The following is a 23493-nucleotide window of genomic DNA, read 5'->3' on the forward strand; positions in this document are numbered from 1 at the left end:
CCCCTATTGATAATAATTGTCAATTGAAAACCTATTGAAAAACCATGAAGGAGCCCGCCCAAGTTGAACTAGGGTGAATATATGGTTTCAAAAGGCAGGCAGCGTCCGTCTTTGGCCAGCATCGCTTCGGCCCTAGGCGTTTCGCGAACCACGGTATCCAACGCGTACAACCACCCTGAGCAGCTCTCACGCAAACTCAGGGAGGATATTTTGGCAACCGCGGAGCGTATGGGCTACCCAGGGCCAGACCCCACGGCGCGCTCTTTGCGTACAAAATTCGTGGGTAGCGTGGGGGTACTGTTCACCGACCGCCTCACCTACGCCTTTGAGGACCGCGCATCCGTGGACTTCCTGGCCGGTATGGCCTCCGCCTCCACGGACAACCAGACCTCACTCACCCTGGTGCCGGTCAGCCCGGAGTCTGCCTCAGACCCAGTCAGCGCACGGCAGATCGTCAACTCCGCCGTGGTGGACGGCTTTGTGGTCTACTCGGTGGCAGCCGGAGACCCCCACCTGGAAGCCGCCCTCACCCGCGGCCTGCCGGTGGTTGTCTGTGACCAACCCACCAACGAGCCCCGCACCCCCTTCGTAGGAATCAACGACCTCACCGCCATCAGCCCCGCAGCGCAGGCGCTCGTGGAGGCGGGGCATACCAAGATCGGCATCCTCTGCATCCGCCTGGATCCCACGCCGAACAACGGGCCGGTGAGTAATAAGCGCCTGGAGAAAGCCAAGCACCACGTGCAACGCGCCCGCGTGCAAGGCGCACTAGAGGTGTTCGCAGCCGCCGGCATCCACCCCAAGGGCGTGCCCGTGGTGGAGCGCCATATCAACGACCGCGAGAACAACTACGCCGCGGCCAAGGAACTCCTGGAGGCCCATCCCGAGCTCACCGCCGTGCTGTGTACCACGGACACCATGGCGCTCGGGGTACTGGAATATGCCAATGACCACGGCATTTCCGTGCCGGATCATCTCAGCGTGACGGGCTTTGACGGCATCGCTCCAGCCCTGGCTAAGGGACTGAGTACCGTGATCCAGCCGAATCGGCTCAAGGGTGAACGCGCGGCCGCCCTCCTGCACTCACTGATCGGGGAGCCGACGCCAGAAAATCGGGCGGTAGAAATCCTCGAGACCACATTCCACCGGGGCTCTAGCGTTGTGCCTCCGCGCGAGCCTTAGCCAAGGCCTGTAGGAGTTCGCCCACCTCGCTGGGGTTGGCCACGCGGACGTTGGCCAGGGTTTCCCCGGCGCCCACCTTCACTCCCAAGTCCTGTGGGCCGAGGACTGCAAAGCCGTCCTCATCGGTGCGGTCATCACCCAAAAACACCGTGGCGTCAGCACCAAAACGTTCTATAGCCTGGCGCAACCATGATCCCTTCGTGGCCTGCGACACCCCAATTTCCACAATGAAGTGCCCCTGCTTGGTCACCGTGCCCGGAATCTGCAGTGCCAGCGCTGCCTCGGTGAGGGCTGCGGTGGTGGCGGCGTCGTCACGCAGCGTGATCATGTGCAATACCCGGTGCAGCGGCTTGTGCTCCACGTGCGCTTCGGTGCCAGCTACCAGCTCGTTGAGGGCTGCGGTGACTTGTTCGAGCGTTTCCTGCTGGGCGTGGGAGAGTTCGAGGCCAACGCCCTCCTCCTCAGCGCCATGGGAGCCGCACAGCACGAGCCCGCCGCCGGAATCGGAACCGGAATCGGAATCGGCGCCGCTGATGGTTTTGAGGGATTCCAGGTCGCGGCCGCTGAGCAAACCCGCCCGGGTATTGGGCATTGTTGCGAGCGCGGAGAGGGCCGCCATGCCGGCCTGGTTGATGGGCACGTTCATGGGGTCGGTGGAGAACTCGGCGAGGGTGCCGTCGAAGTCAGAGATCACCAGCAAGCGCTCGGCGGAGGCGATGCGCTGGAGAGTGTGGGCGGGGATGGGGATCATTGCACCAACTTTATTGATTCAGGGTCCACCATGTTGCCTTGCTCTCGCAGGATCATTGTGCTGCCGCTGCCGTTGCCCGGCCGGATGACCTCGAAGCGGCCCAGGTTCCAGAAGTTCACCATGGCGTCGTGCACTTCGGTGGGGCAGTCTGGTGCGGGGTCGTCGAATTGCAGATCGGTGATGGTGAGCTCAGTGTCACTCAGTAGGGAGGTGGCCTGGAAGCCCGCGCAGCCCGTGTACCCGGCGAGGGAGCGCTGGCCAAAAGCAACAGTCACTGTGCCGGCCACGGCGGCGGGCAGGGTGCTTGGCTCGCCAGGAACTTTGTAGAGGTCAGTGACCTGCCACGTGGGGCCGAACGCTTCCGGTTCGGGTGCGGCGGAGCAGGCGCTCAGGGCCGCGGCTGTGGCTGTTGCGGCGAGGGCTAGTGCGGTGTTGGTGAGTTGCTTAGACACGGTTGAGCTCCTCGATGAAGGAATTGGCCCAGAGGTCTACGTCGTGGGTCATGACCTGCTCGTGCATGGCGTGCATCCGCTGGCGCGCGTCCTGCTGCCCCAGCCCGGAAATGGCGCTTTTTACCTGGCGCTTCAAGGATTCTGCATCAAAAGGATTACACAAATATGCCTGGCTGAGCTCAGAAGCCGCGCCCGCGAACTCACTGAGCACCAACGCCCCAGAGCCGTCCGGGTGGCACGTCACATACTCTTTGGCCACTAGGTTCATGCCGTCTTTCAGCGGGGTTACCACCATGACGTCGGCGGCCGTGTACAGCCCCGCGAGCTCCTCCTTGGACAAGGACTGATGCAAATAATGCACCACTTGGTGCCCCAGCGAACCAAAGCGCCCATTGATGCGGCCCACCGCGGCCTCCACCTCAACCCTGGCCTGGCGATACTGCTCCAGGCGCTCACGCGAAGGCGTGGCGATCTGCACAAACAGGCAGTCCTCTGGGTTCACCGCCCCGGAGTCCAAAAGCTCCTCGAAGGCCTGCAAGCGGTGCAAAATCCCCTTGGTGTAGTCCAGGCGGTCCACGCCGAGCAGTAGGGTCTTGGGGTTGCCAAACTGTTCGCGGATTGCCTGCGTGTTCGCCCTCCCACTTAGTGCGGTGAGGGGAGCGGTGTCAATGGAGATGGGGAAGGCGGCAATGCCGACGCGGCGGCCGTCGGACGCAGTGATGTGGGCGCTCACCTCGCGGGTGCTGGCGGTGCCGTCCACCTGGAGGCGGTCCGGCTGGCCCGTATGGGAGCCCGTGGCACCGGCAACCTGGCGGGTGAGCGCCAGGAAATTGTTGGCGCTTTGGGGAAGGTGGAAGCCGATCAGGTCCGCGCCCAGCAGCCCGCGCACCACTTCTTCGCGCCACGGCAATTGGCGGAACAGGTCCGGGTGGGGAAAGGGGATGTGCAGGAAGAAGCCGATTTTCAAGTCTGGGCGCATTTGGCGCAAAATGCCCGGGACCAGTTGGAGCTGGTAGTCCTGCACCCATACGGTGGCGCCTGGAGCGCTGAGCTCCGCCACGGCCTCGGCGAACTTCAGATTGACCTCGCGGTAGGTTTCCCACCAGTCCCTGCGGTAGATGGGGGTCACGATGAGGTCGTGGTACAGCGGCCACAACGTGGCGTTGGAAAAGCCCTCGTAGAAGCCTTCAAAGTGGTGCTCGGTGAGGGGGACTGGAGTGAGGAGTACCCCTGAGTCAGTGTGGAAGGGCTCAAAGGAGCTGTCCACGCTGCCGGGCCACCCCACCCAGCAGCCATGGTGTTTTTCCAGGATCGGGGTGAGCGCTGTGACCAATCCGCCCGGGCTGGCTTTCCATGTGGTTGAGCCATCCGCCGCGACGTTGAGGTCTACGGGAAGGCGGTTTGCCACCACCACAAAGGAATGTGCCATTTAGGCCTTCTTTGCGGTTTTCTTTGTAGTCTTCTTAGCCGCCTTCTTTGCGGTCTTCTTAGTAGCCTTCTTGGCGGCCTTCTTCGTTGCTTTCTTGGCGGCCTTCTTGGTTGCCTTCTTTGGCGCATTAGCGAGCTCGTGCTCCGCGGCCACCTTGCGGTAGGAGAAGCCCTCTGGTTCTACGCCGAGCATGCACATGAGAGTCACGCCATCAAAGAAGTCCTTGGAGTAGGTTGCAACGATGCGACGCGCAGCCGCGGCGGTCTCCGCCTCAAGGGCGTGCAGGGACTCCACTGGCGTAGTACGGGTATCTGTGACCTTTGGTGGCAAGGATCTCTCCAATAACAAGAGGCGAGTAGGTGCAAAACCCGAATTCTACGCTACTTTTGGTCCTCGTGCAGCCCCTGGGCGGGGAAGCTGCCGGTGATGGGGGTGTCGCTATACACCACCTTGAGCCCGGAATCCCCCGTGCTTTGCTCTGGGAAAGTGTAGCGCCGGGGGCGTCGGAAGGCTTTGTATGGATTGAACACCTTTGGCCTGCGGATTTTGCGGGCCGTCCACTCGCCCAGCACCACACCAGCGGCAAGGGCACAGCAGATGGAAAGGGCGAGCGCCACGTTGGTGAAGCCCACGAGCATCTGGTCGTTGAGTGCAGCGTACATGCCGCGGTAAATCCACAGGCCAGGCAGCATGGGGGTAATACCGGCGATGGCAGTGATCAGCGGCGGGATCAGGAACCTGCGCGCCAAAAGACCACCGGCCACGCCAATCACGGTTGCGGCGATGGCGGTGGAAATCACCGGATCCACGCCGGCGGGCATAAGCAGCAGGTAGTAGATGCTTGCACCGGTGGCGGCGGTCAGCGCGGAAACCACAATTGCGGAGAACTCCGCGTAACAGGCCAGGGCAAAGGAGGCACTCGCGGCAACACCCGCTCCCACCAGCACTGCCGAATCCACATAGCCAATTCCGGCGCCGGCTTGTGCACCGGTTTCCATGGTTGGCAACGTGATCCCCAGCAGCTCACTGGCCTGCATGCCCACACCAACGCCAGCCACGATCGCCCCGGTGAACAGGAAGGTTTCAAAGAAGCGAGCGCTGGCAGTCACGGGGGCGCCGGTAATGCCATCTTGCAACGACTGCACCATCGTCAGCCCCGCCAGAAGCACAATCAAGCACGCCGCAATCACCTGGCTCGGCCGCAGATCCATCCCCACCTGCCGTGCCAAGCTGTACGCCACCGCCACCGGCAACGTAGACATGAACCCGCCAAACACGTTCTGGAAAAACACCGGCAAACTCTGTCTGCCCAGCCAGCGCGCACCCGCAATGATCAGGGCGGACAGTACAAAAGAGAGCACTGCGCCTAAGGCGTTGCCGCCCAAAAGCACGCAAGCCGACGCCCCCAGGCCGCCCCAACCGAGCACCGCGACTTTGGGGCCATAGGTGGGGCGGGCGGCGGTGAGGTCGTCCAAAATCTTGATAGCCACCTCCGGTGGCGTGGCGCCCGCCTGAATGGAGCGGATGAGGCGGTCTACCTCTGAGAGCTTGGAGAAGTCCGTGCGCATGTGGCTCACCACGCGGAACACACTCACTGGCGTCTTGGTTTCCGTGCCGATGGTGGTGAACAGCGTGATGGTGTTCAACGTGATGTCCACATGGGCATAGTGGAGGCCATAGGTGCTCGTCACCGCGTGGATGTGGGCCAGGGTGTCCCGGTTGGAGGTGCCCGCAGCCAACAATATGTGGCCGATGCGTGCTGCAAGATCCATAACGGCAGTCACCTGCGCCGGGTCCGTAAGGTCCACCGGCGCCAGTGGTGATGGAGGGGGAGCGGCCTTGACGGCGTCGATGGTGGCAAGCTGCGAGCCGCCCGCGCGCCACCGAGCCGTAAGGTGCTGCAGCAAATGCGCCACGGGCAACCTTTCTGAATGTGAAGTCCTACACCACTTTGTACACCAGTGCGCCCAGAAATTCGCGGCGGTGCCCCCATATGCTGTAACATCTTGCACCGAGTTGGCAGCATATGCCGGCCGGTGCTGGAGTGGCGCAATTGGTAGCGCAACGGTCTTGTAAACCGTAGGTTGTGGGTTCGAGTCCCATCTTCAGCTCATTTTTTTCTTTCCAAGGGGCGGGGATTGGCCTTTCGGTGGGGTGGGGTTTCGCGTTGGTCGATAGGTCAAAGTCGATAGGGCGCGGTTTTCCCCCAAATCCGGGGTCCTATCGACCAACGCGCTGTCCTATCGACTTTGAGCTATCGACCAACACCAAAATCGGGGCCAGCGCACCGGCGGCGGGCATTTGCAAAATTGGCCAATTGTGCAAAGGGTTGCGTCGATTTGCCCGCGCAGGCGGCGAACAACGGATAGGCTGACAGCCACCCATCAGGCGCCGGAGCGCTTTGGGTTTGCGTAAGTCCCAGATACTGCCCGCTGAAAAGACTGAAAGGCTGAGAAACATGCGCGTGGTCCGATCCACCATAACCGCAGTTCTGACCGTTATCACTGCGACTGCGCTCCTTGTGGCGCCCAATGCACAGGCGCAGAACCTTTTTGAAGGCGGCCGCCTTGGTGGGCTTTCTTCACAGCTGGTTCCGGCGGGTTCCTCGTTCTTCGGCGAGGAGCTGCCAGAGGTGAGCACTCCAGTTGATGTGAACCGCTACGCCGGCACCTGGTACCAGGTCGCTGCGATCCCGCAGCCCTTTACGTTGCAGTGCGTCCGTGATGTTACTGCGCAGTATGGGGTCATTGACGCCACCACCATCTCAGTACAGAACTCTTGCGGAACGCTGTTGGGGTCCGATTCGAGGATTGAAGGCACCGCCACCGCGCGCTCCGGGGCATCCCTGCGGGTGAACTTCCCCGGTGTTCCCTTCCAAAACCCCGATGGGCGGGTGAATTACCGGATCACCTACCTGGACGAGGCGTACTCACTGGCCATTGTGGGCGACCCCGCCCGCCTCTCAGGATTCGTGCTGTCCCGGAACAAAGCGCTGACTGGCGAGCAGTGGTCGGAAGTTCGCCGAATCGTGGAAAACCGAGGCTACAACGCCTGCACCTTCCTCACCGTGCCCACGACGGGCGGCCGCGGTGACGTAGTTCCTCTGTGCTGGCTGTAAGTGCTGGCTGTAACTGCCGCACAAAAGCTTCACACAGCACCGCCCGCACCCGCACTGCGCCCACCCCTCGCGGCGGCGCGCCGGCGCACAAATTGACCGGCGGAGATCACGTTTTGCGGCATCCGCACTCGGCGGGCGAGCCATTCCCCGAACACTACGCCCGCACTGAGTGCGGTGGTGGCTACCAGCGCGTATGTGAGGTTGGAAAAGCCCACGAGTACTTGCTCGTGGAGCAACCCGTACATGCCGCGGTACACTGCCAGCCCGGAGAGGAGCGGGGTGACGCCGGCAATGGAAATGATGAGTGGTGGGATGCTGTAGCGGCGGGCCAGCAAGCCGCCGATGAGCCCGATGAGCACGGCGGTGAGCGCGTTGGCGGTCACGCCGGGCACGTTGTAGGGCACCAAGACGTAGTAGAACAGGCTGGAGCCGAAGGCCGCGGTCAGCCCGGATACGGCCACTGAGGTCCAGTTGGCAAAGCAGGCACGGGCGAATGCCATGGTGGCACCCACTGATCCGAGAACGCGCACCCAGGTGGAGGCAAAGTTGGGGGCGGCGGAGGTTTCCAGTGGTGGGAGGGGGAACCCGAGGGCCGTAGACAGGGTGATGCCCATGCCCACTCCGGCAACGATGCCGCTGGTGGCCAGGAGGGCGTCGAAAAGGCGTGCCGTTCCGCTGATGGGGGCGGAGGTGATGAGGTTTTGCAGCGCCTGGACCAGGGTGAGGCCGGCGAGCATCGCAACGATGCAGGCGGCCACCACCATACTTGGCCGCAACGCCACACCGTACACCTGCCCCACATAGAAGGCGCCCGCTGCGAGCAGGGAGGCCACCACGCCGCCGTAGACGTTTTGAAAAAACAGTGGCAGGCCAAGCGCGCTGAGACGGTCGCTGCCCAGCACGATGATCACGCCCGCCACGAACGCCAGCGCTGCCGCGACCAGCGAGCCTCCAATCAACAGCGCAACCGAGCCGCCCATCGCGCCCCAGGCCAGCGCCACTGGCCATATCCCAAAGGGCTCTCGAGAGTTGTCCAGGGCATCCAGCCGCGCAGCCGCTTCGGCTGGGTTGGCGGCGCCGGTGAGGATGTCATGAATAAGTTGGTCTACCACGGTGAGGGTGTGGAAGTTTTGCAGTGCGGGGCGGATCACGCGGACCACTACCACGGGGGTGTACTCGCCGGACTGAGCGAACAGGCGGATGAGGTTGTGCGTCATGTCCACGTGGACGTACCACAGGCCGAAGGCCTCAGTCACGGCCTTGACCTGGGCGGTGGCGTCGGAAGAGGTGGACCCGGCGCTCACCAGGATCTCACCGATTCGCGCCGCGATCTCCAGCACGCCCGTGATCTGCCCGCGGTCCGCCAAATCCACTACTGGGGCGAGCGGTGCCAAAGGCGCTGCCCTGGCAACGTCGATGGTTGCTGCGGGGAGCTCACGCGGGGTGCGGCGCTTGAGATTAAGCAGCCGCATGCCCGCCACCACGCGTACCAACACCACGCGAAGGATCACGCACAATCAACGTGAGCGCACAGCCAATGGCAAGCACCAGCATGAGGCCAAAGATGCCCTCGCGGTCGTTGCCGGTGATTGCGGCGAACTGCGCAAACGCAAACGGCGCCATCCAGCTCACCGCCCGCCCGGTGGTGGCGTAGAGGCCAAACATCTCACCCTCACGCTGGTCTTGGGTAAGGCGGGAGAGGAAGGAACGCGAGGCCGTCTGCGCCGGGCCCACAAAAGCGCACAGGATCAGGCCGAACACCCAGAAGGTGGTGGTGCCTTCGCCGAAGTACAGCGCGGCGCTGGTGAGCAGCATCGCCACCAGCGAGCCCACAATCACCACCTTGGGCCCAAAGCGGTCATCCAAAAACCCAGACGCCAGCGCGCCGAGCGCGGAAATCACGTTTGCGGCGATGCCGAACAGGAGCACCTGGTCCGCCGCCAGGCCGTACACACTCACCGCGAGCAGCGCGCCGAAGGTGAACACGCCGGCGAGGCCGTCGCGGAACACTGCCGACGCGGCCAGGAACCACACAGAGTTGCGGTCCTCGCGCCACATGCGGCGCAGGGTGGCCACAAGTTCGCGGTAGGAACCGCCTTTCATGTTGGGGTTTGGGGTGATTTCGGGGACGCGGAACATTGTGGGAAGGGCTGCCAGGAGGAACCAAGCAGCGGCAACGAGTGCCACGAGGCGAATGTTGAACCCGTTTTCCGTCGGTAGGCCAAACACACCGCCCTCGCCGGAAATGAAGCCCACATAGCAGATGAGCAGCAAGAAGATGCCGCCGAAGTAGCCCATCGCCCAGCCGAAGCCGGAGACGCGCCCCACGTTTTCCTTGGTGGACACCTGGTTGAGCTGCGCAAAGTAGTTCACCTCGGCGAGCTCAAAGGTGATGGAGGCCACAGCCAGCACAATGAGACCAAACCAGAAATAGCCGGGGGCGGTGTTTTCGGTGAAGTAGAGCGCCGCCATCAGCGCAACCGTGAGTACGGTCCATACGCGCAACCCTCGGCGGCGGGTGCCGCGGGCGTCGGAGCGCTGGCCGATCACCGGGGCCAGCAGGGCGATGAGCACGCCGGCGGTGCCGATTGCCAGGCCGTACCAGCTCGTGGGGGTGCGTTCGGTGGTGATGTGCTGCCCCACGGATTCAATGAGGTAGACCGAGAACACAAAGGTGATCATCACAGCATTGAACGCCGCGGAACCGAGGTCCCACAGCGCCCAACTCAACACGGTCTTTTTATCGGTGCGCATGCGTTTAAGCATGGCAGAACTCGCGGCTATTCGCTGAACTTACGCTCCCAGGCGCTGCGGATTGGGTTGGCGTTGGCTAGCAGGATGTCAAAGCGGTCATTCGCAATCTCCACGATCTCCGTCAGTGCCACCCGGTGTTCCTGTTCATCGGAGTTCGCCAGGCGGCGCAGCCCGCGTGCCACCACAGAATCCACGGTGTCCGTGGTGCTCAGGCAGGCAACAAACGGCATGTTGAAGCGGGCCTGATACTGCGCTGAGATCTCTTGGATTTGGGCGCTTTGCACGTCGTCAAGCTCATCGATGCCCACGGTGCCGCGCTCGGCGGACAATGCCGGCGCTTCCTCGGCGGTGGCCAGGAGCAGGCGGGCGGTGTCGGGATAGTCCTGGATGAGGGCTTCGCGGCGCTGCGGTTCGGCGGTAAGCACTGCTACCTGAATCGCTTCGCGGAGCTTCTCGACGCTCCCAAATGGCCGTGCCTGCGCAGCCTGCTCCAGTGGCCACGTCTCATTGTTGAACAGCGGGCGGAGTGCCGATACAAAGCCCTGCACGTCCATGGCGTTCAGCTCCTCCAAGGAGATGCCTTCGCCGCTGCGGCCACGGGCCACGTCCTTGCCGGACTGCGAGCCCAAATGGAAGAACAGCAGGTTGAGCACAATCGCCGCGATGGCACCGATGGACATACCGGAGGACACAAAAATCTGTGCCCACTGCGGCAGTGCCTGCGCCACGTCCGGGCGGAAAGTCACCAGCATTGCCAGGCCGAGGGCAGTGGTCACGATCACCGCGTTGCGGCCATCCATGAGGTCAGTCTTCGCGATGGTTTGCAGGCCCACCCAAGCCACGTTTGCAAACAGTGCCAGCGAGGCGGCGCCCAGCACCGGCGCAGGAATCGAAGCAACAATCGCGCCGGCCTTTGGCAGCAAGCCGAGCACAATCATGAATCCCGCTGCGGCCACAGCCACCCAGCGCGACTTCACACCGGTCAGCCGCACCAAGCCCACGTTCTGGGCAAAGCAGGTGTAGGGGAAAGAGTTCATCACGCCACCGATGAGGGTGGAAAGGCCGTCTGCGCGGATGGCGCGCTCTACGTCGTCGCGGCGGATGCGCTTTTTCACAATCTCGCCGGTGGCAAACACGTCACCGGTGGTTTCCACCATGGTAATGATCATGACGATCACCAGGGAAAGAATCGCCGCCACATTGAACTGCGGCGTACCAAAGTAAAACGGCGTGGTGATGCCCAGCGGGGCGGCCTCGCCCACAGCATCCAGGTTGGCGTGACCGAACAGGATCGCCGCGGTGGTGCCCACCAGCAGGCCAATCAGGATGGACAGCGTTCCCAAGAACCCGGAGAAGAAGCGCTGCACCAGGATGATCACGGCCAAGGTGCCAAAGGCATACCAGAGGTCATGCGTTGCGGGTACCTCTTCCGCGTAGTTCACAAAGTCGTTCGCGGAGACCGCCAGCAGGGAGGTTCCCATCACCAGCAGCACCGTGCCGGTTACCACCGGCGGGAAGAAGCGCAGCAGGCGGCCAAACAGCGGGGCTACAAAGAAGGTGAACAGGCCGGCTACAATCACCGCACCGTAAATGGTGGGCAAGGATTCCACGCCACCTTGGCCGTCAGTGGTGGAAAGACCAATGGCGATGATCGGTGCAACCGAGGTGGTGGTCACACCTTGAATGATCGGCAGGCGCACGCCCACCTTCTTGCCAATGCCTACCGCCTGGATCAAGGTGGCAATGCCACAAGTGAGTAGGTCTGCGTTGATGAGGTGGATCGTGGTTTCCGTATCCAGGTTCAGCGAACCTGCGATCAGCAGCGGCACAATCACGGCGCCGGCGTAAAACGCCAACACATGCTGCAGGCCAAGCGCCGCGAGTTGCGGCGCCGGAGGCACTGCGTCCACTGGGTGGACTGTGGTGGCTGGATTGGCCGGGCTGGCTGGGGTGGTAGCCAAAGGTTGGGACACGCGCGGGGACTCCTTTTTAGAGGTGGTGGATCAGGCGGGACAGTCAGCGGCAGTGAGTGCCGATCCGCAGAAAACTTTAAACCACCACTAGCGCGCCGCACCTCACCCAGTAAGGTAGCTCACAGCTATGCGTGTTCGGCTTGCACGGCGGCGTCGATAAGCCTGAGCACATGCTGTGTTGCGCGCTCGCGCTCGGCGGTGCTCATTGCGCGGGTGGCCACCATGTCATGGACCCACAGCCCGTCCGCCAAAAGCTGGATTGCCACCAGTTCGGGCGCTTGGGCTGGGTCCACCGTCCAGGGGTCCAGGGCTTCTTGCCAGATCTGGTTGAGCTCGGGGACGTCCACTGAATCGATGGTGAGCAGCAGGTCTGCCTTGTTGGCGGCTTTCGCATGCACCAGCACCATGGCGCGCAGGCGCTCGGCGGGGCTCACCTGGCTGGCGGGGCCGCCGGCGATTTCGGTGAGTTGGCTCACCCACTGTTCGGCCAGCGCTTCATGTACCCCGCGCAGCAGTTCCATACGGGAGGGGAAATGGTAGATCAGCCCGGATTTGCTCACGCCGCTGGCTGTGGAGAGGGCGTCGTAGGTGAGTGCCGCCAGGCCGTCTTGCTCCACCAGCTCGATGGCCTTTTCCAGCAGCATTGCCTTCTTACTCGTGCGCATACGCCGTCTCCTTTGGGTTGCCGCGGAAGGCGTACGCCGTGAGCGCTGCACTGAGTGCGGAAACCACCAGCACGATCAGCAAGATATACAGGTAAGAAGTGGAAATGGCCTGGTGTGCCTGCGGCACCATCGCGTCCGCATACTGGGCCGGGGCGCGCAGCGCGTAGAAGTAGGGGAACAGCGAGCCCAGGGCCGCCACGGAGATCAGGGTGCCGAACTCAAAGCTCACCTCTTCCACGCTGGCAGCCATGCCCGCGCGATGCTTCGGTGCAGAACCAATGATCGCGGTGGAAGTCACGGACATGACCAGCCCGGCGCCCGCACCGGACAGCATGAGGCCGCCGATGAGCAGTGGGAACATTCCTTGCGTCAGTGCGTAGGCCGCCACCGCGCTGCCCACGGCCATAAACGCAAAGCCACCCGCGATCAGGCTTTGGAAACCCCAACGGTGGAGGTTCGCTCCACCCAAGATGGAGGTGGGGAAGGCGCACAGCGCCATTGCGGCGGTCACCAGCCCGGCCTGCAGGGGTGAGAAGCCTTCGGCAAGCTGGAAGTGCTGCGTGGTAATCATTTCCGTGCCGGCGAGCACGAACATGCTCATCGCGGCGGCAAGCACGCCGCCCACAAAGAGGCGGTTGCGGAAGATGTCCCAGGTGAGCAATGGATCACTCAGGAGGCGCTGACGCCATTGGAACGCCACTGCACCCAGCAGCATTGCGGCGGCGGAAAGCCCAACGTGCGCCCAATCGATGTGGGTGCTGGCGAATTGCTTGATGAGTAGCACGGTCCCGGTGAGCGTGACCATCGCGAGCAGGGAAGAGGTGAGGTCCCAATGCCGCTGCGGGTTGGCCAGGTTTGGTGGCGCCAGCCACTGAGTGGCAATGACCGCAGCCAGCGCAATGGGGACGTTAATCAAAAACACCGAACCCCAGTAGAAGTGCTCCAACAGGAACCCGCCGAGCACGGGGCCGAGCGCCGCGCCGATAGTGGCCACTGAACCCCAAATGCCGATCGCCGTGTTGCGCTCACGCACATCGGTGAACGTTGTACGGATCAGTGCCAGCGTGGCGGGCATCATGGTGGCCGCACCGAAGCCAAGCAGGCCGCGGGCAACAATGAGCCAGGTGGCGCTCGGGGCGAGTGCCGCGAATAGGGAGGAAAGGCCAAAGATCACCACGCCGACTTCAAACATGCGGCGGTGGCCAATCTTATCGCCGAGCGTGCCCGTGCCTAGCAGTAGGCTGGCCAGCACGAGCGGGTAGGCATTGATGATCCACAGTGCCTGCACCTCGCTGGTGTGGAGTTGTTCGCGCAGCACCGGCAGGGCGGTGTAAAGGATGGAATTATCCGCCCCAATGAGAAACAGTGCTGCAGAAAGGACGCCAAGGAACAGCCAGCGGTTGTTATGGGCCGTGGTGTTGAGGCTTTGGCTTTGGGTGATGCTCATGAAGGGAAACAATACCGAACGGTCGTTACAGTTTCAACGTTTCGGCGCAGTGCCGACGCACCCAGCGCCGCAGATGGCTGGGCAATCCCCAGTGAGCTCCCAGCTCGCACCCAGCTCGGGGGAGGGGTTGCTGCCAGCGAAGGCGCGCACACTTCGCTTGAAATCGTTTGATTGAACCCTCGTTTTTAAAGGATGCTGCACAATGGAACCCATGAACGATTCTGCAACCCGCGTGCTCGTGGTAGACGATGAGCCGAACATCGTTGAACTGCTCACCGTGAGCCTGAAGTTTCAAGGATTTGAAGTGGCCACCGCCACCAGCGGAACCGAAGCCCTTCAGGTGGCGGGCGAGTTCCAACCAGATGCCTTCATCCTGGACGTGATGATGCCCGGCATGGACGGCTTTGAGCTGCTTCCCAAACTGCGCGCGGCAGGATTCGATGGCCCAGTGCTGTTTCTCACTGCTAAGGACGCTGTGGAAAATCGAATCCACGGTCTGACCATCGGCGCAGACGATTATGTGACCAAGCCGTTTTCCCTAGAGGAGGTGATCACGCGCTTGCGCGTGATCCTGCGTCGGGGTGCCTCCGTGATCGAGGAAGAAGACGATGGTGCCACCTTGACCTATGCCGACCTCACTCTGAATGACGAAACCCACGAGGTCACCAAGGCCGGGCAGATCGTGGAGCTTTCGCCCACCGAGTTCAACCTGCTGCGCTACCTTATGCTCAACTCCGAGGTGGTGCTTTCCAAGGCCAAGATCCTAGATGCGGTGTGGCACTATGACTTCGGTGGCGACGGCAACGTGGTGGAATCCTACATCTCCTACCTGCGCCGCAAGATTGACACCCAGGAGCCGGCCCTTATCCACACCGTCCGCGGCGTAGGCTACGTACTCAGGACCCCGCGCTCCTAATGTCGCTCCGAAATTCCCAGCGTTTCGCGCGGGTGCGTTCCAAGCTCTCCTTTCGGCTTTCGGCGATGCCGCTGACCGCCGGGCTGCTCATCATTGTCTTCTTTGTCTCCGCATTCGGCGTGCTCCTGAGCTCCTACGCGGTTTATAAGACCATGGAGAACTTCACCTACGCCCGCATTGATGAGGAGCTGCATCGCGGCCTCGACGGCTGGGCGCGCCAGGACTCGCTCTTCCTGGCGGACCAGGGGATTGGTTCGCGCCCGCCCACGGACTTCTATGTGGCCAAGATCTTCCCAGACGGCTCGGTGGTGGTCTACAACGATAACGAAGCCTCCCCCGACCTTACCCAGCTTTACATCGGTGATCCCCAGGAGATCGGCTCGGAAGGCGATTCCTTACAGCAGTGGCGAGCACTTGCGCACAGCAGTAACAACGTGATCACGGTGGTGGCCAAAAACACCACCGAGGAATCCAACACGCTGCACCGCACCGCCTACGGCCAAATGGTGATTGGCGTGCTGTACCTGGTGGTCATCGCGGTGTTGAGCTTCTTCCTCATCCGCCGCGCCCTGCGCCCCCTGCGAGAAGTGGAGCGCACTGCCCGCACCATCGCGGAGGGCAATCTCGACGCCCGCGTCCCCGAGGCCCCAGCACACACCGAGGTGGGTGCGGTGGCAAACTCCATGAACGTAATGATGGAGCGCCTCCAGGGTTCCATTGTGGAACTGCAGGCAAAAGAAGAGCAGATGCGCCGCTTCGTTGGCGATGCTTCCCACGAGCTGCGCACCCCGCTGACCAGTGTGAAAGGCTATGCGGAACTCTACTCCTCTGGCGCCACCAATGATGCAGACAAGGTGATCTCCAAAATCCAGGAGGAGGCCCAGCGCATGAGCCTGCTGGTGGAAGACCTCCTGGCGCTCACCCGCGCCGAGGGGGCCCGCTTTGAGGAAGCTCCGGTGGACTTGTTGGAAACCGTGCTCGCTGTGACTACCTCGCTACGCGGCGCGTTCCCAGACCGGGAAATCGCCGTGGCCTCTGAGTATTCAGGTGTACCGGTGGTGTGTGGTGATGCCTCTCGCCTCCATCAGGTGTTCACCAACCTCACGGTGAATGCACTCAAGCACGCAGGCCCGGACGCTCAGGTGAAGGTGCTTCTACGCAACGGGGATAACCCGGACGCGAACACCGTGGTGGTGGATGTGATCGACAACGGCGTGGGCATCGCCGCAGAAGACGCCTCCCACATCTTCGAGCGTTTCTACCGCACGGATGCCTCCCGCACCCGAGCCACCGGCGGTGGCGGCTCCGGGCTGGGGCTGGCAATCGTGAAATCCCTCGTGGAATCGCACGGCGGCCAGGTAAGCGTTCGTAGCGAACTGGGGCAAGGCACCACCTTCAGCGTGGAGTTGCCCGCATACCCGCAGAATCCAGGAGCAGGATCGGTGGGAGCTACCACAGAGTCCGAGGCACCTTAAACTGCTCCACGTCTTCAACCTCAAGGGCGGCAACAATCAGATTGGCAAGCCGCGGGAGTTGGTCGTGCCGCGGGCCCACAATCTCATATGTGGCGCCTAGGTGTGATGTCCAGGGACGTTGTTCTGGCCCCCGCCCGTAATGACACCGTGCCGATTCAAGAAGTATCTGTCCAGACCGCTTGCCATTGAAGGCATGTTAGAGTTTGGGGCATGTCGAGTCCCGAATCAGACAGGTCAGGGGTTGTCGGTCACACCGCCAGCCCCTTGAACCACTAGTTACGACGCCCACGATCTGTGTGGGCGTATGTCTGGCGTACCCGGGGCGCTGGCCGTGGTGACAAGAAGAACCATTTCTTGATCTCACACCTCGGAGTACTCGATGCCTTTTGCCCTCTACATGCTTGCCCTGGCGGTCTTCGTCATGGGCACTTCAGAATTCATGCTCGCGGGATTGCTCCCCGCGATCGCGACCGAACTTGACGTCTCGGTCGGCACTGCGGGCCTGCTGACCTCCGCATTCGCAGTCGGTATGGTCGTCGGCGCGCCAGTGATGGCGGCATTCGCTCGCCGTTGGCCACCGCGGCTCACATTGATCGTTTGCCTTCTCGTGTTCGCGGGAAGCCACGTCATCGGAGCGATGACACCAGTGTTCTCTCTCCTGCTCATCACCCGGGTGCTCAGCGCTCTCGCAAACGCAGGATTCCTCGCCGTAGCACTGAGCACGGCCACTACCCTCGTGCCAGCGAACCAGAAGGGGCGTGCACTGTCGATCCTGCTCTCCGGCACGACGATCGCAACCGTCGTGGGCGTCCCCGCCGGGGCACTGCTCGGCACAGCGCTGGGCTGGCGAACGACGTTCTGGGCGATCGCCATCCTCTGTATTCCCGCGGCCGTTGGAGTCATTCGTGGCGTCACGAACAATGTTGGTCGGAGCGAGACTAGCGCGACCTCACCAAGGCTCCGTGTCGAGCTCAGCCAGTTGGCGACGCCGCGGCTCATCCTGGCCATGGCACTCGGAGCGCTGATCAACGGAGGGACCTTTGCGGCATTCACCTTCCTGGCACCCATCGTGACCGAGACCGCGGGCTTGGCCGAAGCGTGGGTGTCCGTCGCGCTGGTGATGTTCGGCATCGGATCGTTCCTTGGCGTCACGATCGCAGGACGACTATCAGATCAACGACCTGGCCTCGTGCTCGCAGTCGGCGGACCGCTATTGCTGACAGGCTGGATCGTGTTGGCAGTGGTCGCATCTCATCCCGTTGCGCTTATCGTCCTCGTCCTCGTTCAGGGATTTCTGTCGTTCGGCGTCGGCAGTACTCTGATCACGCGTGTGCTGTATGCAGCATCGGGTGCGCCAACGATGGGCGGTTCGTACGCAACCGCAGCATTGAATATCGGAGCTGCAGCGGGGCCCGTGCTTGGTGCGCTCGGGCTCGCGACCGGGCTGGGGCTGCTCGCGCCGGTTTGGGTCGCTTCGGTGCTGACAGCGATCGCTCTCGTCATCATGCTTCTCACCAGACGCGCGCTTACGAAGACCGCGGCGGAGGCCAATTGATGACCCATCCGAACGCTCTTCTCACTCCTCGTGCCCGTCTCCGGTTAGCTCGGCTGATTGTCGAAGACGGCTATCCGGCCACGATCGCCGCAAAGATGTTCATGGTCTCCCCGATCACTGCCCGGAAATGGGCAGGCCGCTACCGGGAAGAGGGTGAGTTTGGGATGCAGGATCGCTCCAGCAAGCCGCACCGGATCCCAGGCAGGACGCCCGAGCATGTCAAGAAGAAGATCATCAACCTGCGCTGGCGGCTTCGACTGGGGCCAGCCCAGATCGCTGCGCGACTTGGTCTCTCGACGTCGACTGTTCACGCGGTCCTCGTCCGTTGCCGCGTGAACCGCCTCTCGCATATCGATCGTGTCACTGGCGAGCCATTGCGGCGATATGAGCATCCTCATCCGGGATCGTTGATTCATGTCGATGTCACGAAGTTCGGCAACATCCCCGACGGCGGTGGACATCGTTACGTAGGTCGGCAGCAAGGCGCACGGAACAAGCTCGCGACTCCGGGATTACCACGAGGAAAAGATCACAAGCCGCGCACCGGGACGGCGTTCGTTCACACAGTCATCGACGACCACTCCCGCGTCGCATACGCAGAAATCTGGTCGGATGAGCAGGCGAGCACAGCGGTGGGAGTTCTCGAACGCGCCGTGGCCTGGTTCGCCGAACGAGGCGTGACCGTCGAGGAGTCCTATCCGACAACGGGTCGGCATACAGATCCCACGCATGGAGGGACTTCTGCGCTCGGCTCGGCATCCGACACAAGCGGACACGCCCCTACCGGCCGCAGACGAACGGGAAGATCGAGCGATTCCACTGCACGCTCGGGGACGGCTGGGCCTATGCCAGGTTTTACGGTTCAGAGGCCGAACGACGCCTGGCGCTGCCCGGCTGGCTCCACTTCTACAACCACCACCGACACCACTCTGCGATTGGCGGCGTACCCTTCGACCGACTCAACAACGTCCCTGGACATCACACCTAGGGTCGCCGTGGCCTGTGGCACTACAAAATCATTGGTGGAGTACACGCTCAGCACCTCCACGCCCGCCGGTGCCTGCGCCTCAAAGGGGCGGCTGAATCCCAGGAGGGCGTCGCCAAGCAGAAGACGCACAGCCGGGCTCATCCCCGGCGCGGAAAGCAGCCGCCGCGGCGTCCCCCGATACGCGGCGCCGAGCCCAACCAATCTGCGCACCATCCCAGGGAAGGCGTGCGCGATGTGCAATCCCATGTGCCCGCCCGCCGAGTGGCCCACGATATCCACCCTGCCTATGCCCTGGCGGCGCAACCCGGCAAAGTACTTTTCCAACTCCGCATAGGAACGCTCCAGCGTGGCGGTGCCGTGGTTGCCGTATGCCGGGGCAAAAAACGCCCTGCCCTGTGCCGCGAGCAAGGCCGCGGGACGCTCAAAATTTCCCGGTGAGCCCAGCACGCCATGCAGAAACACCACCGGTGGCGCTGCCCCCTCCATCCACTGCGGGGAGGGCGGCAACACGCCCATCGGCGGAATCAGGCGCGCGAAGAGCACGAGCTACCTGCGGCCGGAGGCGTCGGTTCCCAGTTCCGCGCGCAGCGCCTCGGCGGCCGCGGTCATCCGCGCCGGGTCAGTCTGATCCATTGGGATGGCAGCGGAGAAGTCATAATCCGCCATTTTGCTGGTAGGGAAGAGGTGAATGTGGGTGTGCGGGACGTCGAAACCCGCGATGATGTACCCGGCACGCGGCGCATCGAACGCCTTGGTGATCGCCTGCCCGATCTCCTGCGCCACCTCGTTGAGATGCACCCAGGTTGCGGGCTCGAGGTCCGTCCAGCGATCTACTTCTTCCACCGGCACTACCAGGGTGTGGCCGTACGCGAGCGGCTCGATAGTGAGAAAGGCCACCACCGTTTCATCGCGGTAGATGAAGGTTCCTGGGAGTTCACCTGCAATGATCTTGCTGAATACACTGCTCATGCCAGCCGATAATACCCAGAATGGCACCACGCGGCAGATATGATGGGGCACTATGCGCATTCTTGTTATTGGTTCTGGTGCCCGCGAGCACGCCATCGCACTCGGTCTGAGCAAAGACCCCAAGGTCACGGAAATCCACGTTGCCCCAGGTAACGCGGGCATTGCCGGTATGGCAACCGTCTACCCTGAGGCCACCGCAGTATCCAACCCCGAGGCAATGCTGGCGCTCGCCGAGCAGGTCCGCCCGGATTTTGTGGTCATTGGCCCGGAGATCCCGCTGGTAGCGGGGGTTTCCGACGTGCTCCGCGCCGCAGGTTTCAAGGTGTTCGGGCCCAGCAAGGCCGCAGCTCAAATCGAAGGCTCCAAGGCCTTTGCCAAGGACATCATGCAGGCAGCGGGGGTTCGCACCGCACATGCGGAGCAGATCACCCCTGGCGCAGACGATGCGGCAATCGAGGCCGCGCTGGACCGCTTTGGCCCCCGATTCGTGGTCAAGGATGACGGCCTTGCAGGCGGCAAGGGCGTGGTGGTCACCAACGACCGCGCCGAGGCCCGCGCCCACGTGGACGCAGTGCTTGCCGCCGGCAACCCAGTGCTGCTGGAATCCTTCCTGGACGGCCCGGAGGTGTCCCTATTCTGCCTGGTAGACGGCGAGACCGTGGTGCCGTTGCTGCCCGCGCAGGATCACAAGCGTGTGCGCGACAACGACGAAGGCCCCAACACCGGCGGCATGGGCGCATACTGCCCGCTGCCGTGGCTGCCGGAGGACGGCGTACAGAGGATCGTCGATGAAGTGTGTATTCCTGTGGCCAAGGAAATGGCCTCCAGGGGCAACCCATACTCGGGCCTGCTCTACGCTGGGCTGGCGTGGGGCGAGCAGGGGCCCGCCGTGGTGGAGTTCAACTGCCGTTTCGGTGACCCAGAAACCCAGGCGGTGCTGGATATGCTGAACACCCCTCTTGGGGAGGTTTTGCTGGCCGTCGCGGAGGGCCGCCTAGCAGAGCTGCCCGCCTTGGACTGGAAGCCGGGCTACGCGCTTACCGTAGTTCTCGCCGCAGCAAACTACCCAGAAACCCCACGCACCGGCGACGTGATCACCGACGCGGATCACCCGCAGGTACGCCACGCCGGCACCGCCTTCAATGAAGCCGGTGAGCTGGTTTCCGCAGGTGGGCGCGTTCTCAACGTGGTAGGTACTGGCACCACCTTGGAGCAGGCCCGCGAGCAGGCCTACGCGGTGCTGGAGCAGATCCACCTGGACGGTGGCCACTACCGCAGTGACATCGCCCTGCCTGCCGTGCGCGGCGAAATCCACATCTAACATGCTGGTCCCGAGCCCGCGCGGAGAGGTAGAGCCCTTCCGCGTCATGCAGATCCTGGGCAAGGCGCAGCAACGCGAGGATGCCCTCCTGCTGTGCGTGGGCCAACCACGGGCTGGGGCGCCGGGGCCTGTGTTGGCCGCGGCCTCAGAGGCCCTGGTGGGGGCGTCGTTAGGCTATACCGCGACCCTCGGATTGCCCGAGCTGCGCGCGGCGATAGCCCGTTGGCATGCACACACCTACGGCACGCCCACCCGCGCCGAGCAAGTGGTGGTGACCACCGGCTCCTCCGGTGGCTTTGTGGCGGCCTTCCTGGCGCTGCTTTCCCCAGGTGACGCCGTGGCTCTGGCGCGCCCCGGCTACCCCGCCTACCGCAACACGCTGCACGCACTCGGTGCGGAGGTGGTGGAGCTGGACTGCGGGCCTGAAACGCGCTATCAGCCCACGGTGGAGCACCTGGAGGCCTGCGGGCGTGAACTCAAGATGGTGATCGTGACCAGCCCGGACAACCCGACGGGCACCATCATCGATCCCGCCGAGCTGCAGCGCATCGCGAGGTGGTGTGAGCGCCGCGACGTTGTGTTGCTTTCTGACGAGATCTACCACGGCATCAGCTACGGCCAAACGACCGCAACCGCCCGCCAATTCAGCCCCGAGGCCATCACGGTGGGCTCCATGTCCAAGTTCTTCTGTATGACAGGCTGGCGCCTGGGCTGGCTCATCATGCCGGAACACCTGGTGGAGACCTTTGACAACCTCCAGGCCAACCTGGCCCTTTGCCCGCCCGCCATCGCCCAACACGCAGCCCTGGCGGCCTTCACCCCTGACTCGCTGAGTGAATTGCGCTCCCACGTGCGCGAATACGCCGAAACTAGGGACTTCCTCACTGCCGAGCTTCCCAAACTGGGCCTGGGTAACTTCGCCCCGCCCGACGGCGGCTTCTACCTCTGGGTGGACGTTTCCCACCTCACCGATGACTCCGAGGCTTGGGCCGCCGACCTGCTTGAGGAAACCGGGGTGGCCGTTGCCCCAGGCAAAGACTTTGACACCACCTCCGGCCACAAATTCATCCGCATCAGCTTCTGCATCTCTTTGGAGCAGGCGCGGCAAGCGGTGGCGCGGTTGGCGGAGTGGCTGGGGTAGGGGGTTTGGGGTTGGTGTTTTGGTTTGCTTCCAGACTTCAGATTGATGTTTGTAGGAAAATGTGTAAGATGTTGTTCATCAAGCCGAAAGGCAAATAGGCTCTGGCCCCTGGAATACCAGGGGTTATCTTTTATTTATTCTTCAGTGGATTCTTAGCTAGGGCATCTGGGATCCATCTTTGGTTTCGCAACCAAGTGCCGACGGCAGGATCTATGGCTTTGGCAATTTCGATGCAATTGCCATGTGTAGACTGAAGTAGATTGATATCTTTGATAATTGGCCTACGGTGAGTTGCGCGGTTGCGCATGTTCTTGACCTGCATCGCTGCACTCTGGAAGGAGCGCATGTTCATTGCAGAGGTATTCGGCTCAATTGCTTCCTTCCAGAGAATAACCCTTGAATTTCGATCTGTAGCGTGGTTCCTTGGTAGAAGGTGTACCCAGTTCCCGAAGGTGAGTCCGGCGACGTAATCATCATGGGTCGGAGCGGTGGACTCCTTGCGAATGTCAGCGTAGTGTTGCAGTTTTTTCTGCCCGGAGGGCCACACCAGGTCTTTGAGGACTCCTTCAGGGTGCAGGATCCATTCGGTCGAGCCCGAGCGTGGATATGCACTGTTCCATGTGGAAAAACTTTTATCGATAAGATTGCGTAACATAATCTCAACCTCACCGGTGGCTCTATCCACAGCGGAGGCTACATAGCCATTCCAAACGTAAAGGGTAGCGGCAAGCAGATTTATTTCCTGTGAGTTTCTGCTGTGTTCGTTCGCCAAGTCCAGGTAGGTTTTACGCCTACTGGAAGGCAGTGCATTCAGGATGAAGTTGGCTTCAGTTGCCGTCAAAGGATTGCGAAGAAAATCCATTTTGCTCTCCAAAAAGTCAGGACAACTCTTACGCTATATGCAACGAACCCCCCCTGAAAGTTCCCCCGAATATTGATCTTTGTGGCCGGCTATGCTTTCGCTATACTACGACTTCTTTTGTCGTAGTATAGCGAAAGCATAGCCGAGCGTCCAGCCAGGATGAAACTTTGTGACTAAAAACACACCTAATCCTTACTGTGGGTATCGTTTTGAGCGTTTTTGGCTCGGGGTTTTCCAATTGTGGGTGGATAGAATTGTTCGGAAGTTGTGATGCTCCGGAGGTTTTCGGAATGAGTGGTTCCTACAGTTTTCACGCTCAATGCTGTTGGTCGATAGCTAAAAGTCGATAGGACGCGATTTTCCTCAAATCCGCCTCTCCTTTCGACCAACGCGCCGTCCTATCGACTTTTAGCTATCTACCAACGCACTTTTCGCCCCAAAATCCACGCCCGCCACCACGCCCGCCACCGCGCCCACCAACCACAATCCCAGCCC

General features: G+C 62.2%; 21 protein-coding genes, 1 tRNA gene and 1 pseudogene. 10 read left to right on the plus strand and 13 right to left on the minus strand.

What is annotated here, in order from left to right:
• Nucleotides 1-81: 81 nt before the first annotated feature.
• Nucleotides 82-1182 (plus strand): substrate-binding domain-containing protein, encoded by a 1101-nt coding sequence (locus NQ050_RS09015; RefSeq protein WP_257038971.1) that lies wholly within the window; start codon nucleotides 82-84, stop codon nucleotides 1180-1182.
• On the opposite strand, the gene otsB is transcribed toward NQ050_RS09015, so the two are convergent.
• The 5 genes from otsB to NQ050_RS09040 are packed head-to-tail and all read right to left on the minus strand — an operon-like array spanning nucleotide 1154 to nucleotide 5730.
• Nucleotides 1154-1933 (minus strand): trehalose-phosphatase, encoded by a 780-nt coding sequence (otsB, locus tag NQ050_RS09020; protein WP_257038972.1) that lies wholly within the window; start codon nucleotides 1931-1933, stop codon nucleotides 1154-1156. The genes NQ050_RS09015 and otsB overlap by 29 nt on opposite strands.
• Nucleotides 1930-2385 (minus strand): hypothetical protein, encoded by a 456-nt coding sequence (locus NQ050_RS09025; protein WP_257038973.1) that lies wholly within the window; start codon nucleotides 2383-2385, stop codon nucleotides 1930-1932. The genes otsB and NQ050_RS09025 overlap by 4 nt, the downstream gene beginning before the upstream one ends.
• A complete protein-coding gene (locus NQ050_RS09030) occupies nucleotides 2378-3814 on the minus strand; it encodes a trehalose-6-phosphate synthase (protein ID WP_257038974.1) in 1437 nt (478 codons plus the stop codon). The genes NQ050_RS09025 and NQ050_RS09030 overlap by 8 nt, the downstream gene beginning before the upstream one ends.
• Entirely contained in the window at nucleotides 3815-4144 is a 330-nt protein-coding gene (locus tag NQ050_RS09035; RefSeq protein ID WP_257038975.1) for a hypothetical protein, read from the minus strand. It lies immediately after the preceding gene.
• A gap of 50 nt (nucleotides 4145-4194) precedes the next feature.
• Nucleotides 4195-5730 carry a threonine/serine exporter ThrE family protein gene (locus tag NQ050_RS09040; RefSeq protein WP_368734692.1) on the minus strand — a complete coding sequence of 512 codons (1536 nt, stop codon included), beginning with the start codon at nucleotides 5728-5730 and terminating at the stop codon, nucleotides 4195-4197.
• A gap of 122 nt (nucleotides 5731-5852) precedes the next feature.
• Between NQ050_RS09040 and NQ050_RS09045 the strand changes: the two genes are divergently transcribed.
• Together NQ050_RS09045 and NQ050_RS09050 are read left to right on the plus strand one after the other, a co-directional pair.
• Nucleotides 5853-5925 (plus strand) — tRNA-Thr (locus tag NQ050_RS09045).
• A gap of 347 nt (nucleotides 5926-6272) precedes the next feature.
• Nucleotides 6273-6932: a lipocalin family protein gene (locus tag NQ050_RS09050; protein WP_257038976.1), complete on the plus strand. Its 660-nt coding sequence runs from the start codon at nucleotides 6273-6275 to the stop codon at nucleotides 6930-6932.
• Nucleotides 6933-6961: 29 nt separating this feature from the next.
• On the opposite strand, the gene NQ050_RS09055 is transcribed toward NQ050_RS09050, so the two are convergent.
• The 5 genes from NQ050_RS09055 to NQ050_RS09075 all read right to left on the minus strand — a co-directional run bounded on the left by NQ050_RS09055 (nucleotide 6962) and on the right by NQ050_RS09075 (nucleotide 13771).
• On the minus strand, nucleotides 6962-8404 hold the full coding sequence (locus NQ050_RS09055; protein ID WP_257038977.1) for a threonine/serine exporter ThrE family protein: 1443 nt from the start codon (nucleotides 8402-8404) through the stop codon (nucleotides 6962-6964).
• Nucleotides 8391-9686, minus strand: coding sequence for an MFS transporter (locus tag NQ050_RS09060; RefSeq protein ID WP_257038978.1), 1296 nt, complete (start codon nucleotides 9684-9686; stop codon nucleotides 8391-8393). The genes NQ050_RS09055 and NQ050_RS09060 overlap by 14 nt, the downstream gene beginning before the upstream one ends.
• A gap of 26 nt (nucleotides 9687-9712) precedes the next feature.
• The gene (locus NQ050_RS09065; RefSeq protein ID WP_257038979.1) at nucleotides 9713-11659 is read right to left on the minus strand and encodes a solute carrier family 23 protein; all 1947 of its coding nucleotides are present in this window, start codon (nucleotides 11657-11659) and stop codon (nucleotides 9713-9715) included.
• Nucleotides 11660-11784: 125 nt separating this feature from the next.
• Nucleotides 11785-12324, minus strand: a complete 540-nt coding sequence (locus NQ050_RS09070; protein ID WP_257038981.1) for a TetR/AcrR family transcriptional regulator — start codon at nucleotides 12322-12324, stop codon at nucleotides 11785-11787.
• Entirely contained in the window at nucleotides 12311-13771 is a 1461-nt protein-coding gene (locus NQ050_RS09075; protein ID WP_257038982.1) for an MFS transporter, read from the minus strand. Before NQ050_RS09075 ends, NQ050_RS09070 begins: the two co-directional genes overlap by 14 nt.
• Nucleotides 13772-13973: 202 nt before the next feature.
• Between NQ050_RS09075 and NQ050_RS09080 the strand changes: the two genes are divergently transcribed.
• The 5 genes and pseudogenes from NQ050_RS09080 to NQ050_RS09095 form a co-directional block, all read left to right on the plus strand.
• Complete coding sequence (locus tag NQ050_RS09080) at nucleotides 13974-14687, plus strand: response regulator transcription factor (RefSeq protein WP_257038983.1); 714 nt, start codon at nucleotides 13974-13976, stop codon at nucleotides 14685-14687.
• Complete coding sequence (locus tag NQ050_RS09085; RefSeq protein WP_257038984.1) at nucleotides 14687-16162, plus strand: cell wall metabolism sensor histidine kinase WalK; 1476 nt, start codon at nucleotides 14687-14689, stop codon at nucleotides 16160-16162. The genes NQ050_RS09080 and NQ050_RS09085 overlap by 1 nt, the downstream gene beginning before the upstream one ends.
• A 304-nt stretch (nucleotides 16163-16466) precedes the next feature.
• Nucleotides 16467-16520 carry a chloramphenicol resistance leader peptide gene (locus NQ050_RS11275; protein WP_011113070.1) on the plus strand — a complete coding sequence of 18 codons (54 nt, stop codon included), beginning with the start codon at nucleotides 16467-16469 and terminating at the stop codon, nucleotides 16518-16520.
• Between the two features lie 21 nt (nucleotides 16521-16541).
• Complete coding sequence (gene cmx / locus NQ050_RS09090; RefSeq protein WP_005297378.1) at nucleotides 16542-17717, plus strand: chloramphenicol efflux MFS transporter Cmx; 1176 nt, start codon at nucleotides 16542-16544, stop codon at nucleotides 17715-17717.
• A pseudogene (locus NQ050_RS09095) lies at nucleotides 17717-18699 on the plus strand (IS481 family transposase); the annotation flags it as partial. The gene cmx and the pseudogene NQ050_RS09095, both read left to right, overlap by 1 nt.
• Here NQ050_RS09095 and NQ050_RS09100 read toward each other — a convergent pair.
• Both NQ050_RS09100 and NQ050_RS09105 read right to left on the minus strand, forming a co-directional pair.
• On the minus strand, nucleotides 18580-19248 hold the full coding sequence (locus NQ050_RS09100) for an alpha/beta fold hydrolase (protein ID WP_257038985.1): 669 nt from the start codon (nucleotides 19246-19248) through the stop codon (nucleotides 18580-18582). The pseudogene NQ050_RS09095 and the gene NQ050_RS09100 sit on opposite strands and share 120 nt — an antisense overlap.
• A 3-nt stretch (nucleotides 19249-19251) precedes the next feature.
• On the minus strand, nucleotides 19252-19674 hold the full coding sequence (locus tag NQ050_RS09105; RefSeq protein ID WP_257038987.1) for an HIT family protein: 423 nt from the start codon (nucleotides 19672-19674) through the stop codon (nucleotides 19252-19254).
• 52 nt (nucleotides 19675-19726) lie between these two features.
• Here NQ050_RS09105 and purD point away from each other — a divergent pair, with 52 nt between their 5' ends.
• The gene (gene purD / locus NQ050_RS09110; protein ID WP_257038988.1) at nucleotides 19727-20995 is read left to right on the plus strand and encodes a phosphoribosylamine--glycine ligase; all 1269 of its coding nucleotides are present in this window, start codon (nucleotides 19727-19729) and stop codon (nucleotides 20993-20995) included.
• Between the two features lie 4 nt (nucleotides 20996-20999).
• Nucleotides 21000-22136, plus strand: a complete 1137-nt coding sequence (locus NQ050_RS09115; protein WP_257038992.1) for a pyridoxal phosphate-dependent aminotransferase — start codon at nucleotides 21000-21002, stop codon at nucleotides 22134-22136.
• A 130-nt stretch (nucleotides 22137-22266) separates the two neighbouring features.
• Here the strand turns inward: NQ050_RS09115 and NQ050_RS09120 are convergent, their stop codons facing one another.
• Nucleotides 22267-22998 (minus strand): hypothetical protein, encoded by a 732-nt coding sequence (locus NQ050_RS09120; protein ID WP_257038989.1) that lies wholly within the window; start codon nucleotides 22996-22998, stop codon nucleotides 22267-22269.
• Nucleotides 22999-23493: the final 495 nt, after the last annotated feature.

Source organism: Corynebacterium sp. 122RC1, from assembly GCF_024580955.1.
Taxonomy (GTDB): domain Bacteria; phylum Actinomycetota; class Actinomycetes; order Mycobacteriales; family Mycobacteriaceae; genus Corynebacterium; species Corynebacterium kozikiae.